The organism is Parerythrobacter lutipelagi, assembly GCF_005434975.1.
In the GTDB taxonomy this organism is placed as follows: Bacteria; Pseudomonadota; Alphaproteobacteria; order Sphingomonadales; family Sphingomonadaceae; genus Parerythrobacter_A; species Parerythrobacter_A lutipelagi.
On the sequence record NZ_SKCJ01000001.1, the window covers coordinates 1,339,579 to 1,352,884 of the forward strand.

The following is a 13,306-nucleotide window of genomic DNA, read 5'->3' on the forward strand; positions in this document are numbered from 1 at the left end:
CGCTCTACGCCGGACTGTGACCCGAGACACGTAACCAAAGTTGGCCATGGCCCGTCCGCTAATATCTCCTTCGATCCTGTCTGCCGATTTCGCTCGGCTGGGCGAAGAAGTGCGGGCGATCGACGAGGCCGGGGCGGACTGGATCCATGTCGATGTGATGGACGGGCATTATGTGCCCAATATCACTATCGGCCCGGCGGTGGTTAAAGCCTTGCGGCCGCACACATCGAAGCCGTTCGATGTCCATCTGATGATTGCGCCGGTTGATCCCTATCTCGAAGAATTCGCCGAGGCCGGGGCGGATATCATCACGATCCATCCCGAAGCGGGGCCGCACGCGCATCGCACGCTGCAGGCTATCGGCAAGCTGGGCAAGAAAGCCGGGGTCGTGCTCAACCCGGGAACGCCGGTCGAAGCGCTCGATTACTTGCTCGACCTGACCGATCTGGTGCTGGTGATGAGCGTCAATCCGGGTTTCGGCGGGCAGAGCTTCATCGACAGCCAGCTGCGCAAGGTCGAGGCCATTCGTGAGCGTATCGGGCGCATCGGGAAGCCCATCCACCTTGAGGTCGATGGCGGGGTCAATTCCGAAACTGCGCGGCAATGCGTCGACGCAGGGGCCGATGTGCTGGTTGCCGGCAGCGCCACTTTCAAAGGCGGTCCGAGCCAATATGCCGCCAATATCGCGGCATTGAAGGGGGGCAATTGATGGTTGATGCGACAACGCGGCAACCCGAGCGCGCCTCAGCATCGGTGGTTGAAGCGGAATCGCCAGAGCTCGAATTCGATGATCAGGCCAGCGCCGTTCCGCTAAACGCGGGCGGTGAGGAGGCGCTCGTCGCAGGTGAAAGCGCAGCCCATTTCGCCAAGCGTGAAACGCTGGAGCCGGGCCGATCGCTGGTCGTAAGCGATTTTTCCAACCCGGCGCACAATGCGGTCGAGCGGCTGATCCGCGTGGCATATCGTCTTGGCGTCCCGCCATCGACATTGGCGTCGCCGTTCAGCAAGCCAACCCGACCCCGTCTGTTGGCCGCAGTTGAAACGCCGCTGACAGGGGATCGCGCGGGAGGCGTCGCGCTCAGGGCGGGGCATTTTCTGGTGCACGGTGTGAAAGCGCCGATTGCGCAGATGGATTTCGCGCCCGCCGCACATTTGACGGCACCGTTCGAGCGGGCACTACATGGTTTCACCTGGCTGCGTGATATCGCGGCCTCCGGGCCGAAAGAGCAAGGCGCTCCGACCGCGAGCCGGATTGTGCAGGCGTGGCTCGATGCAAACCCGAAGCCGGCGAAGGGGCCGGCGTGGCGGGTCGAGAATGTCGGCCTGCGGCTTTTGAACTGGCTGGTGCACGCGCCTCTGGTTCTGTCTGCGGCCGACAAGCGTCAACGCAAGGACCGGCTCGAAGCGATCGCGACGACTGCGCGCTGGCTCGACCGAAATGTGAAGAATTCGTCCGATCGTTTGGGCGAGATCGCCGGCTGGTGCGGGATTATTGCTGCCGGTCTGCTCATGCCTGAGGGCCGGCCGCGCCGGCTGTTCGGCGAAGCGGGCCTGTCGCGTGCGCTGGGCGAACTGGTGGCGGACGATGGCGGCACTTTGTCGCGCAGTCCGCTTGCGCAAATGGACGCGATAATGCTGCTGGTCGATCTGTCAGCATGCTATCGCGCGGTCGAGCGTGACCCGCCCGAACTGATCGAACATATGCTGGAGCTGCTGGTTCCGCCGCTGTTGACGCTGGTTCATTCGGACGGCGCGCTGGGTAGCTGGCAGGGCGCGGGCGCAGTGCGGCATGACCGGCTCGCCGCGCTGATCGATGCGAGCGGCGTGCGCACACGCCCGCTCGCCAACGTGCGCCAATGGGGATACCAGCGCGTGCTCGCCAGCAAATCGACGCTGATCTTCGATGCAGCACCGCCGCCACTGTCTCGTCATGCCCGGTTTGGTTGTGCATCCACACTGGCGTTCGAGTTCTGCGCGAAAGGGCAGCGTCTGATCGTCAATTGCGGCGGCGCTGCATTTGCCGGCGGTCAGGTGCCAGCGCGCATCGAGCAGGGGCTCCGCGCAACCGCGGCGCATTCGACGCTGGTGCTCGACGACGCCAATTCGACGGCGGTCCATATCAACGGACGGCTTGGTGCAGGGGTGAACGAAGTCGAGGTCGATCGCCGGACGCTCAAGAATGCGCAGGGCACGGCCACCCGGATCGAAGCGAGCCACGACGGCTACGCCGCGCGCTACGGTCTTGTGCATCGCCGCGTGCTGATCCTGCGGGACAACGGATCCGAGCTGCGCGGCGAAGACCTGCTGGTGCCATCTGGCAAGCGCGGCAAACGCGGCAAGATCGGTTTTGCCATCCGCTTCCACATCGGGCCGGGCGTCGAGCTGCGTCTTTCGGAAGACAAGCGAGGGGCGGGCTTGGCGGCATCGGACGGCAGCTATTGGCAGTTCCGCATCTCGGGTGACGACGGCGGCGAGGTTTCGATCGAGGAAAGCATGTGGGTCGACGGAAACGGTCGTCCGCAGCCGATCCAGCAACTGGTAATCCAGGGCATGACATCGCGCAGCGGGGGAAGCTTTTCCTGGTTGCTCAAACAAATGGGATAGGGTCATCCCCAAATGCCTTTGGGCCAGCCGTGACGGAGCAGAATTTGTTCGCTTGCGAGGCGCGGGAAACGCGCGATACAGGGTTTAGCGAAAGAGACGGGCAACGCGGTGAGCGGGCAAGACCTGCCCGCCGCTTCGAGGTTTTCTTGACAAGCCCGTTGAACGCAGTTGCGGTACTTGTGCGGAGCGATCAATGGCCCGTGTGCCCCGCTCAATCGACAGACTTTTCAAGGCAATCACTGCAAGCCCGAAGGCATTAGAGGATGGCAAACGTGACGGATGTGACGATTAAACGGGCGCTGCTCTCAGTGTCAGACAAGAGCGGATTGGTCGAGCTGGGGCAGGCGCTCGGCGCGCGCGGAGTTGAACTGGTGTCGACCGGCGGAACGGCGAAGGCATTGCGCGAGGCCGGGCTGGAAGTGAAGGACGTGTCCGATCTGACCGGCTTTCCCGAGATGATGGATGGCAGGGTCAAGACACTCCACCCGATGGTCCATGGCGGCCTGCTCGCCGTGCGCGACAATCCCGAACACTCCGGAGCGATGGAGGAACACGGGATCGGCGCGATCGATCTCGTGGTGGTGAACCTTTATCCATTCGAAGCGACCGTCATGCGCGGCGCCGAGCGGCCCGAAATTATCGAGAATATCGATATCGGCGGTCCCAGCATGGTTCGTTCGGCAGCAAAAAATCACCAATTCGTCACCATCGTGACCGATCCGAGCGATTACGCCGAGCTTTTGAGCGAATTGGAAGGCGCTGATGGTTCGACCTCGCTCGACTTCCGCAAGCGGTGCGCAGCCAAGGCTTTCGCGGCGACGGCTGCCTATGATTCGATGATCAGCCAATGGTTCGGTTTCGCCGACCAGCAGCAGCTTTTTCCTGATTTCCTCGCGGTCAACGGCAAGGCGCCGGTCGAACTGCGCTATGGTGAAAACCCGCATCAGAAGGCCGCGCTTTACCTGCCGGTGGGGCCGCACGGGCGCGGTATCGCGCAGGCCGAGCAACTGCAGGGCAAGGCGCTCAGCTACAACAATTACAACGATGCTGACGCCGCGCTCGAACTGTGTGCCGAGTTCGCCGGTGGCGATCCCGCCGTGGTGATCGTCAAACATGCCAACCCTTGCGGAGTGGCCCAGCGCGGCACCTTGGCTGAAGCGTGGGAAGAGGCGTTGACCTGCGACAGCGTATCGGCGTTCGGCGGCATCGTTGCGGTCAACACCGAACTGGACGGAGCAACCGCAGAAGCCATCGCCAAGATTTTCACTGAAGTGGTCATCGCCCCGTCGGTCTCGGACGAAGCGCGTGAAGTGTTTGCGAAGAAAAAGAACCTGCGCCTGCTGGTCACCGGGGACCTGCCCGATCCCCGCCGCGGCGGGCTGGCGGTCAAGCCGATCACAGGCGGTCTGCTGGTCCAGAGCCGGGACAGCGCGACCATCACGGAAGACGCGCTGAAAGTGGTTACCGAGCGTGCGCCCACGTCGCAGGAATTGAAAGATTGCCTGTTTGCCTGGACTGTCGCGCGTCACGTCAAATCCAACGCTATCGTCTATGCCAAGGACGGCGCCACCGCCGGCATCGGTGCGGGGCAGATGAATCGCCGCGACAGCTCTCGCATCGCCGCGATGAAGGCCGCAGAGGCTGCTGAAACCTATGGCTGGGATGCCCCGCGCACGCAGGGCAGCGCAGTTGCCTCGGACGCGTTCTTCCCCTTTGCCGACGGCTTGCTCGCGGCAGCAGAGGCGGGCGCAACGGCGATTATCCAGCCGGGCGGATCGATCCGCGACGACGAAGTGATCGCCGCTGCGAACGAGCAGGGTCTGGCGATGGTCTTCACGGGAATGCGCCACTTCCGCCACTGATCCGCACCGGATTGCATCCGAAATGGCCGGTTGCACGTATCTTCGTGTGTAACCGGAGGCGGCGCTTGTGCGAATGAACTCGCGACAACGCCGCCATTCACCCGATTGCAAGCGGGCCCGCGCTAAGCCCGACTGCAACGCAGACAAATCGAAGAAGAACCATGAATTTTCTCAAATCGGACCTCACCCGCAATTTCGCGATCGGCTTTCTCGCCGGGGCGCTGATCATGCTCGCGCAGATCGGGCCAGACCTGATCGGTTCGCCGATTCCAGCGGCCGCAGCGGAGACAGTCCAGTGAAGCGTTTCCTCGGTGCGATCCTCCCGTTGACGCTGATGGCTGCCGGTTGCAGCCAGCCCGCTTCAGCGCTCGACAAGCCTGTTGCTGCACCTGCGGCCAAGCGCTTTGCCAATGAAGGCATGGGGCTCAAGACAGCCGTGTTTGCGGGCGGATGCTTCTGGGGTGTGGAGGCTGTGTTCAGCCATGTGAAGGGCGTGAAAAGCGCGGTGTCGGGGTATCACGGCGGCAAATCCTCCACTGCGAAATACGATCTCGTGAGCAGCGGGATGACCAACCACACGGAAGCGGTGAAGATCACCTACGACCCCAAGATCGTGCGTTATGACGAACTGCTGCGGATTTTCTTCTCGGTAGTTGCCGATCCCACTTTGAAGAACCGTCAGGGCCCGGATCGCGGCGCACATTACAACGCTGAATTGATCCCCGTGAACGCCGAACAGCGCAAGGTTGCTTCGGCCTATCTCAGCCAGATGCAGGCATCGGGCAAATGGTCAGGCCGCATCGTGACCGATATCACCCCTTACCGCGCGTTCTACAAAGCAGAAGCCTATCATCAGGACTTTGCGCTCAAGAACCCGCGCCACCGCTACATCGTGCGGTGGGATGCGCCCAAGATCGCCGCGCTCGAACGCATGTACCCGAAGAATTACCGCTCGAGCTTCATCCGCAACTGAGCGCAAAATCGCGCGGCGATTGGCGTTCGCCCGCAGGCTCGCTATATCGAGCCCATGGCAAGCCACGAACACACCCACAAAGAACATTCGGGCGCAACGCTCATCGATGCTGCGCGCGAGGCGTTGACCACGGCCGGCGAGCAATGGACCGGCTTGCGCGCCGATGTGTTCGAGGAGCTGGCGCGCCATGAAAAACCCGCCTCGGCCTATGATATCGCTGACAATCTCTCGGCCAAGCGGGGCAAACGCGTGGCCCCCAACAGCGTGTATCGCATTCTCGACCTGTTTGTGGCCAACAACCTTGCGTTGAGGGTCGAGAGCGCGAACGCCTTCCTCGCAAACAGCCATCCGGGCTGCCTGCACGATTGCATCTTCCTGGTGTGCGATGATTGCGGGGAAGCGACGCATGTCGATGATGATGCCATTGCAAACTCGGTGCGCAACGTTGCCCAGGGTCAGGGCTTCATGCCCGAGCGACCGATAATCGAAATCAGGGGTCTCTGCGCCGCGTGCAGCTGAGCTGGCTTCAGCCGGGCGGAACCGGTAGTTCGCGCAAGCCGCGGCTGCTCGGCCTGGCAGCAACTGCCCTGGTTCTGCTGGCAAGCCTGATACCGCCGCTTGTCTCGCACCATACGCCGATCACGGACGATGTGGAACGCCTGCTCCACGATTTCTACGCCACGACACTCGCTGACAGGGTCGGTCAGGACCCCGATATCCGGATTCTGTATTACAACGATCAGGTTGCGCTGGAGACCGGCAAGACCAGCCCGATAGACCGGGCCATACTGGCCAAGGCCATCGCGGCGGTGGATGCGGCCGGTGCAAAGGCCATCGGGATCGATTTCTTCTTCGCTCAGACAACCGACGATCAGGCACAATTGACCGATGTCCTGTCTTCGATCTCAGCGCCAACGACGATTGTCTATGCCGATCCGGATCGCGATGGGGGGCAATTTTGGGACCCGGCGATCGCAGACGATTCGATCCGGGCGCAGGATGGTTTCTGGAATGCAATCGGCAATCCACGGGTCAGGCGCTCGGCAGCGAAGATCGGCGTTGGCAGCGACCGGGTCGCACGGAGCTGGCCGGTTCGGGATGACAAGGCGCAACTGCCTTTCGCCGCAGCGGTTGCGGGTTTCGAAGAAGGCAGCGGGTTTGGCTATGAAGGATCGATCGCTTTCACGCGCTTGGCGCAAATCCGCGATCGATCGAACGACACCAACACGCGCGGCATGTTTCCCGCGTTCGCAATTTCTTCTCTGGCCGATCCCCGGTTTGCGGAAGCGCGTGCTGAACAGATGCGCGGCAAATATGTGCTGATCGGTCTGAATATGTTTCGCGCCGACCGCCTTGCCACCCCGATTACGCGGATGGTGGGCGAAGAATCGCTCCCGGGGGTTGAAGTCCATGCCCATATGCTGCGCCAATTGCTCGATCAGGACTATCGCAAACCGGTTCCGATCTGGCTGATAGTCCTGGTCGCTCTGGTTCTGGCCTTGGCCGCTGCGGCGTCGGCCCAGCTGGATCGGCGTTATGTTGTCCAAGGCACAGCGATCATAGCCCAGATAGCGATTCTGGCTCTGCTGCCGATCGCGCTGCATTATGCCGGTTACGACCTGCTCGAAGTGCCGGTTGCGGGATGGGCCATCGGCTGGCTGCTGGTGATTTTCGGCTCCGGTTATCTTGCCCGCCAGCGAACATCCAGAGAGCGCGCCTTTGCCCAAGGCGCCCTCGGCAAATACCTGCCTGAAACCGTGGCGCGAGAAATTCTCGCTGATCCGGACAAGCTCTCGCTCGAAGGCGAGGAACGCGTGCTGACCATGCTGTTCACCGACCTGGAAGGCTTCACCCGGATCAGCCACAGCCAGCCGCCGCGAACGACGGCGCGAATTCTCAATCATTATCTCGACGAGATGAGCGAAATCATCCTCGCGCATCAGGGTACGATCGACAAATATGTCGGCGATGCGATTGTTGCGTTCTGGGGTGCGCCGTTTGCCAGCGACAAGGACAGCGTGAATGCCGTGGCCTGCGCGCTGGCGCTGGATGAATGTGCCGAACGCCTGCGCGGCGAACTCGCAGACCAAGGGGAACAGCTCGGCCGGACCCGCATTGGCCTGCATCGCGGCGCGGTTATCGTAGGCAATTTCGGCGGCCGCCAACGCATCCAGTACACAGCCCTTGGCGATGCGATGAACACTGCGGCACGGCTGGAAGGCGCAAACAAATATCTCGGCAGCAGCATATTGGTCAGCGAGGCCGTGCGCGAGGCGGCGGGGGATTTCGACTATCTGCCGCTCGGCGAGATCGTGCTGTCGGGGGTCGACACGCCTATCCCCGTGTTCGAACCGGTGCGCGACGGAATTCTCGCTGACCTCGTCCGAAAGGCGCTGTCCGGTGATGCCCAATCGCGTGCAAAGCTCGATGAAATTTCCGATCCGCCAGGAGCCATTGAAAAATTGCTTGAACGGTGGGACATTGTCGCCGGGGAGAAGCCGTATGTTCTCGGATCCAAATAATCTCGCCAAGGGCGGTCGAAGCGCGTCATTTTTGGGGCTTTTGCTGATGCTGTGTCTCAGCGCTTGCACCACAGCCGGCGACGAGGAGATTCAAGCCTCGACCGCTGTGGCAACAGAAGGTGCTGGCCCGTCTCCGGGCAAGGAAGAAGTCGTCTCAGTCGCCTCAGCATCGGGCGATACATCCAATGCCGACGCTGATTGCGAGAATCCCGACGACGGGTTTGGCTGCTACGCAGTGCCCACGATAGGGGGTTCCGGCGCGGTGATCGTCAAATCAACCGGGCCTAGCGCGGCACAGTTTCCTATCGGGCGCAGCCTCAATCCGGCAGGGCGGATCACGCTGGCGGCAGGCGATCGCGTAACCGTTCTCGATAAATCGGGTACGCGAGTGCTGACCGGCCCCGGAACTTTCAGCATCGCTGCACGGGGCGCCTCTCGACGCTCGGCCTATGCGGCACTGACCAGCAGTCGGCCCAGAGCGCGTGTCCGGACAGGCGCGGTGAGGGGCGCTTCGCCCGGCCCGCCACCCGCGCCGCGAATGCAGGTGGTGCGCGGCGATCCGGGCGCGCTTGCATGGTATGGCATCGGGCGCACGGTGCCGGTCGATGCGCGAGTTTGCCTGCCCGAGACAGCGCGGTTCATCACTTTCGAGCGGCTCGATGGCGGCGGACAAATCACTTATGGCGGCGGCGACTGCAACAAGGTTGCGACGCCGCCGGCCAAAGGCGACGACGAAGAAGATGGTGTGTGGCGCGGTCCGTGACCCTGCTTCAGCAATCGGACAAAGGGATGCAAACGTGAACAGGCGCAAGAACGAGAGCCGGCCAGCGCTAGTGATGGCACTTTTGGCCGCGATCGGAGCACTTGCAGTCACGGGCTGCGCGACTGAGTCGGCACCGCTTCCGCCGATTGCAGAGGCGCCCCCAAACCCAGCTGTATCAATGCAGGTGGTCCGCGGCTCTGATTTTGCGCTGACGTTTTATCCTATTGGCAGAGTCGTAGACTCATCAGCTCAAGTTTGCCTCCCGGAAGCTGCACGATTCATTACCTTCGAGCGGCTCGATGGGGGTGGCCAGATCACTTACGGAGGCGGCGGCTGCAACAAGCGGGTTGCCCCTCCACCGACCAACGATGAGCTACTTGGTTACATGGGAGAGAGGGCTGGCGGCAAGAGCACACGGCCCGAAATGCAGGTAATTCGCGGCTCTGCCGATGCGATTAAATGGTACCCGATCGGCCGGATCGTGCCGGTATCAGGCGAGATATGCTTCCCCAGCGAGGTCCGGTTCATTACCTTTGAACGGCTCGATGGAGCTGGCTTTGTCACTTACGGTGGGATGGGCTGCAACAATCAAGTTATTGCGCCCCCGCCAAGTCCCAATGAAGCGGACGGTGTGTGGAAGGGTCCATGATGCCAACGAAGCAATGGACGAAAAGGAAAATGCGTCGATGAGCATGTGCAAAAGAGCGATCAGTGCAAAAACGACGATGGGTCTGTTGACCGCAGTCGGAGGGCTCGCACTCGCTGGCTGCGCCACGAGACCACCGCCGCCTCCCCCACCACCGCCCCCGATGGCGGAGATGCCCCCGCCCCAAGCGCCGCAAATGCAGGTCGTCCGCGGATCCGCCGATGCGGTCAGATGGTACCCGATTGGCCGTATCGTGCCGGTATCGGGCCGAATCTGTTTTCCGACCAACGTGCGCTTCATCACGTTCGAAAGGCTCGATGGCGGCGGCTTGATCACTTACGGGGGCGAAGGATGCAACCAGCGGGTATCCGCACCGCCCAAGGGCCCGGACGAAGAGGATGGTGTCTGGAAGGGGCCATGACGCCGCACCGGCAGCAGCCGAGGTAAGGACGCCAGGCGAAGGTCCTGCTGCAACGGAATCGACAAGCCTCTGTGCTGCGGCTACAGCCGGAGCCATGAATTCTACGCCTGAAACGCCGCTGCTCGACACGGTCACCTATCCCGCCGACCTGCGCAAGCTGGACAAGTCGCAATTGCGGCAATTTGCCGACGAATTGCGCGCTGAGATGATCGATGCGGTCAGCATTTCCGGTGGCCATCTTGGCTCCGGTCTCGGCGTGGTCGAGCTGACCACTGCCATCCATTACGTGTTCAACACACCGGACGACAAACTGATCTGGGATGTTGGCCACCAGTGCTACCCGCACAAGATCATCACCGGGCGGCGTGACCGCATCCGCACTCTGCGTCAGGGCGGCGGCCTGAGCGGCTTCACCAAGCGCGCGGAGAGCGAATACGACCCGTTTGGTGCGGCGCACAGCTCGACCTCGATCTCGGCCGCGCTCGGTTTCGCCGTGGCAAACAAGCTCAACGACAAGCCGGGCCGCGGAATTGCCGTGATCGGCGATGGCGCGATGAGCGCCGGCATGGCCTACGAAGCGATGAACAATGCCGAGCAGGCGGGCAACCGGCTGGTGGTCATTCTGAACGACAACGACATGTCGATCGCCCCGCCGGTGGGCGGCCTTTCGGCATATCTCGCGCGGATGGTATCGAGCAGCGAATATCTCGGCCTGCGCAGCCTCGCGTCGAAGGCGGTCGCCAAGATCTCGCGCCGTGTCCACAAGGCGCTCGACAAGGCGGAGGAATACACCCGCGGCATGGTGACCGGCGGGACCTTGTTCGAAGAGCTGGGGTTCTACTATGTCGGACCGATCGACGGGCACAATCTGGAACATCTGATACCCGTGCTGGAAAATGTGCGTGACAGCGAACAGGGCCCGGTCCTGATCCATGTCGTCACGAAAAAGGGCAAGGGTTACGAGCCGGCTGAAAGCAGTGCCGACAAATATCATGGCGTCGCCAAGTTCGACGTGATTACCGGCGAGCAGAAGAAGTCGAAGGGCGGCCCGCCCGCTTATCAGAACGTGTTCGGCGAAACACTCGCCAAGCTGGCAGAGACCGACAAGCGCATCTGCGCGATCACCGCGGCCATGCCGAGCGGGACCGGCGTCGACAAGTTCGCCCAGGCCCATCCCGAACGCAGCTTCGACGTCGGCATTGCGGAACAGCACGGCGTCACCTTTGCAGCGGGTCTTGCCGCGCAGGGTATGCGCCCGTTTGCCGCGATTTATTCGACCTTCCTGCAGCGCGCCTATGACCAGGTGGTGCATGACGTCGCGATCCAGAACCTGCCGGTCCGCTTCGCGATTGATCGCGCCGGGCTGGTCGGTGCTGACGGCTGCACCCATGCGGGCGCGTTCGACGTCACTTACCTCGCGACATTGCCCAATTTCGTGGTCATGGCCGCCGCTGACGAAGCGGAACTGGCGCATATGACCTACACGGCGGTGGAATATGACGATGGCCCGATCGCCTTCCGCTATCCGCGCGGCGCGGGCACCGGCGTGGCCATCCCGGAAAAACTGGAGAAGCTCGAAATCGGCAAGGGCCGGGTCGTGCGTGAAGGCACCAAGGTTGCGATCCTGTCATTGGGTGCGCGGCTGGAAGAGGCGAAGAAAGCCGCCGACCAGCTGGAGGCGAAAGGCCTTTCCACCACCGTCGCCGATATGCGCTTCGCCAAGCCGCTCGATGAAGAACTGATCGAACGCCTGATGCGCACGCATGAAATTGTGGTGACGGTCGAGGAAGGCGCGATTGGCGGCCTTGGCGCGCATGTGCTGACCTATGCGTCGGACGAGGGCCTGACGGACAGCGGGCTGAAGGTGCGCACCATGCGCCTGCCCGATGTGTTCCAGGACCACGACGATCCGATGAAGCAGTATGACGAAGCCGGCCTCAACGCGCCGCAGATCGTCGAGACAGTGCTGAAAGCACTGCGGCACAATTCGGCGGGCGTGGAAGAAGCGCGGGCCTGAGCATTCACCCGTGAACACGGCGTGCCGATGGTGTCATACGATTGGCTGCAAGGATTGGCGGTAGAAACTGGTGCAGGTCCAGGGGCCTTGGCCCCGGTGTTCAATGCCGCGCCCCTCGCGGAATTTTCCATCGGTTCTGTCGTCAATGCAAAGCAGGTCGAACCGGCAGAACCCCACTAGCGAGTGGGGTCAGGTGGCGGATCTGCGGACTTCGATCATTCTGGAGAGTAACCTTGCGGTACTACCGAGGCGGCTCTGCGCGGTTTCGCTTCACCGTTGTCGGGCGTATTCTTGATGTAGGTCAGCAGTTGCAGCTCGCGCCGTGCCACCCAATAGGCATAGACCAGTCCGGCCACGAATAGCAGGCCGCTACCGTTTGCAGCAAACGGCAATTCCAAGAGTGTAGCCAGGACTATCAGTCCAATCGTGATCGACAGAAGACCTAGGCTGACTTTCGACATAGTGGTTCAAGCTGCATTGCAATGATTTGGCCGGAACCTTGCGATAGCTATCCGACTGTCATCAATCGGTTCTTCAGAACGATTAATTTGGGCTTATCGCGGTTCACTGGCATTCGCTGCGTCGGGCCCGGCAGAGCTAGGGCGTCGAACAACTCCCTTCCTATTTCGGGCCGCCTGACGAGTTAAGGGTGACGCGGTAATGCGCTGATGGCAAAGCGGCCCGAAAGGACCATTCGCCCATGACCCTCCTCACCACCGAAACCGCCGACCATATCACCACTCTCACGCTCAACCGGCCCGACACGATGAACCCGCTCGGCGCCGCTGGTGACGGCGATGCCTTCACCGCTGCCTGCGATGCGATCAATGCGGATATGGACGTCCGCTGTGTCATCCTGACCGGGGCGGGTCGGGCGTTTTCCGCGGGCGGCGACGTCAAGGCGATGAAAGAGCGGACGGGCAATTTCGGTGGCACGCCGCCTGCCATCGCGGACGGCTATCGCAATAATATTCATAAGATTCTGCGCGCGCTTTACGGGCTGCGCGTGCCGCTGATCGCGGCGGTCAATGGCCCGGCGATCGGGCTGGGCTGCGATCTCGCATGCTTGGCCGACATGCGCATCGCGAGCGAGAAAGCGAAGTTTGGCGTCACCTTCCTCAAGCTCGGCATTATTCCGGGTGACGGCGGCACATGGATCCTGCCGCGCATCATCGGCGAAGCGCGTGCGGCAGAACTGTTCTACACCGGCGACGTTATCGACGCGGTGACAGCACTCGAATGGGGCCTCGTCAGCCGCGCGGTCGAGGCCGACGCACTGATGGACGAAGCCCGCGCGCTCGCCGCCAAGGTCGCCGCCATGCCGCCGCACGCATTGCGGCAGGCGAAGAACCTGATGCGGCAGGGGCGGCGCACCAGCTATGACACCGCGCTGGAGATGGCGGCCAATGCGCAGGCGCTGATGCATGTCACCGCAGACCATATGGAGGGCGTCGACGCGCTGCTCGAAAAGCGCGTGCCAAACTTTACGGGCGAGTGA

Annotated in this window: 13 protein-coding genes; 12 read left to right on the plus strand and 1 reads right to left on the minus strand. The window is 62.2% G+C overall.

Features of this window, described 5'->3' with window-relative positions; all coding sequences use genetic code 11:
- The first annotated feature begins 46 nt into the window (after window positions 1-46).
- The 11 genes from rpe (at window position 47) to dxs (ending at window position 11,808) form a co-directional block, all read left to right on the plus strand.
- Entirely contained in the window at window positions 47-709 is a 663-nt protein-coding gene (gene rpe, locus E0502_RS06705) for a ribulose-phosphate 3-epimerase (RefSeq protein ID WP_137677129.1), read from the plus strand.
- Window positions 709-2,604 (plus strand): heparinase II/III family protein, encoded by a 1,896-nt coding sequence (locus tag E0502_RS06710; protein WP_137677130.1) that lies wholly within the window; start codon window positions 709-711, stop codon window positions 2,602-2,604. Before rpe ends, E0502_RS06710 begins: the two co-directional genes overlap by 1 nt.
- Window positions 2,605-2,876: 272 nt before the next feature.
- A complete protein-coding gene (gene purH, locus E0502_RS06715) occupies window positions 2,877-4,466 on the plus strand; it encodes a bifunctional phosphoribosylaminoimidazolecarboxamide formyltransferase/IMP cyclohydrolase (RefSeq protein WP_137677568.1) in 1,590 nt (529 codons plus the stop codon).
- A 161-nt stretch (window positions 4,467-4,627) separates the two neighbouring features.
- Window positions 4,628-4,765: a hypothetical protein gene (locus tag E0502_RS15065; protein WP_161593716.1), complete on the plus strand. Its 138-nt coding sequence runs from the start codon at window positions 4,628-4,630 to the stop codon at window positions 4,763-4,765.
- Window positions 4,762-5,439 (plus strand): peptide-methionine (S)-S-oxide reductase MsrA, encoded by a 678-nt coding sequence (gene msrA / locus E0502_RS06720; RefSeq protein WP_420813480.1) that lies wholly within the window; start codon window positions 4,762-4,764, stop codon window positions 5,437-5,439. Before E0502_RS15065 ends, msrA begins: the two co-directional genes overlap by 4 nt.
- A gap of 54 nt (window positions 5,440-5,493) precedes the next feature.
- Window positions 5,494-5,958, plus strand: a complete 465-nt coding sequence (locus E0502_RS06725) for a Fur family transcriptional regulator (protein ID WP_137677131.1) — start codon at window positions 5,494-5,496, stop codon at window positions 5,956-5,958.
- Window positions 5,949-7,961, plus strand: coding sequence for a CHASE2 domain-containing protein (locus E0502_RS06730; RefSeq protein WP_137677132.1), 2,013 nt, complete (start codon window positions 5,949-5,951; stop codon window positions 7,959-7,961). Before E0502_RS06725 ends, E0502_RS06730 begins: the two co-directional genes overlap by 10 nt.
- Window positions 7,962-8,007: 46 nt before the next feature.
- Window positions 8,008-8,724, plus strand: coding sequence for a hypothetical protein (locus tag E0502_RS06735; protein ID WP_137677133.1), 717 nt, complete (start codon window positions 8,008-8,010; stop codon window positions 8,722-8,724).
- 385 nt (window positions 8,725-9,109) lie between these two features.
- Window positions 9,110-9,373 carry a hypothetical protein gene (locus E0502_RS06740; protein WP_137677134.1) on the plus strand — a complete coding sequence of 88 codons (264 nt, stop codon included), beginning with the start codon at window positions 9,110-9,112 and terminating at the stop codon, window positions 9,371-9,373.
- Between the two features lie 37 nt (window positions 9,374-9,410).
- On the plus strand, window positions 9,411-9,791 hold the full coding sequence (locus E0502_RS06745) for a hypothetical protein (RefSeq protein WP_137677135.1): 381 nt from the start codon (window positions 9,411-9,413) through the stop codon (window positions 9,789-9,791).
- Window positions 9,792-9,885: 94 nt separating this feature from the next.
- Window positions 9,886-11,808, plus strand: a complete 1,923-nt coding sequence (gene dxs, locus E0502_RS06750; protein WP_137677136.1) for a 1-deoxy-D-xylulose-5-phosphate synthase — start codon at window positions 9,886-9,888, stop codon at window positions 11,806-11,808.
- Window positions 11,809-12,023: 215 nt separating this feature from the next.
- On the opposite strand, the gene E0502_RS06755 is transcribed toward dxs, so the two are convergent.
- Window positions 12,024-12,269 (minus strand): hypothetical protein, encoded by a 246-nt coding sequence (locus E0502_RS06755; protein ID WP_137677137.1) that lies wholly within the window; start codon window positions 12,267-12,269, stop codon window positions 12,024-12,026.
- 239 nt (window positions 12,270-12,508) lie between these two features.
- Between E0502_RS06755 and E0502_RS06760 the strand changes: the two genes are divergently transcribed.
- Window positions 12,509-13,306 (plus strand): crotonase/enoyl-CoA hydratase family protein, encoded by a 798-nt coding sequence (locus tag E0502_RS06760; RefSeq protein WP_137677138.1) that lies wholly within the window; start codon window positions 12,509-12,511, stop codon window positions 13,304-13,306.

Coding starts and splice junctions, on each gene's coding strand:
- dxs (WP_137677136.1), top strand. CDS start 9,886: ATGAATTCTACGCCTGAAACGCCGCTGCTCGACACGGTCACCTATCCC.
- E0502_RS15065 (WP_161593716.1), top strand. CDS start 4,628: ATGAATTTTCTCAAATCGGACCTCACCCGCAATTTCGCGATCGGCTTT.
- E0502_RS06710 (WP_137677130.1), top strand. CDS start 709: ATGGTTGATGCGACAACGCGGCAACCCGAGCGCGCCTCAGCATCGGTG.
- E0502_RS06725 (WP_137677131.1), top strand. CDS start 5,494: ATGGCAAGCCACGAACACACCCACAAAGAACATTCGGGCGCAACGCTC.
- E0502_RS06760 (WP_137677138.1), top strand. CDS start 12,509: ATGACCCTCCTCACCACCGAAACCGCCGACCATATCACCACTCTCACG.
- rpe (WP_137677129.1), top strand. CDS start 47: ATGGCCCGTCCGCTAATATCTCCTTCGATCCTGTCTGCCGATTTCGCT.
- E0502_RS06740 (WP_137677134.1), top strand. CDS start 9,110: ATGGGAGAGAGGGCTGGCGGCAAGAGCACACGGCCCGAAATGCAGGTA.
- E0502_RS06735 (WP_137677133.1), top strand. CDS start 8,008: ATGCTGTGTCTCAGCGCTTGCACCACAGCCGGCGACGAGGAGATTCAA.
- E0502_RS06755 (WP_137677137.1), bottom strand. CDS start 12,269: ATGTCGAAAGTCAGCCTAGGTCTTCTGTCGATCACGATTGGACTGATA.
- E0502_RS06745 (WP_137677135.1), top strand. CDS start 9,411: ATGAGCATGTGCAAAAGAGCGATCAGTGCAAAAACGACGATGGGTCTG.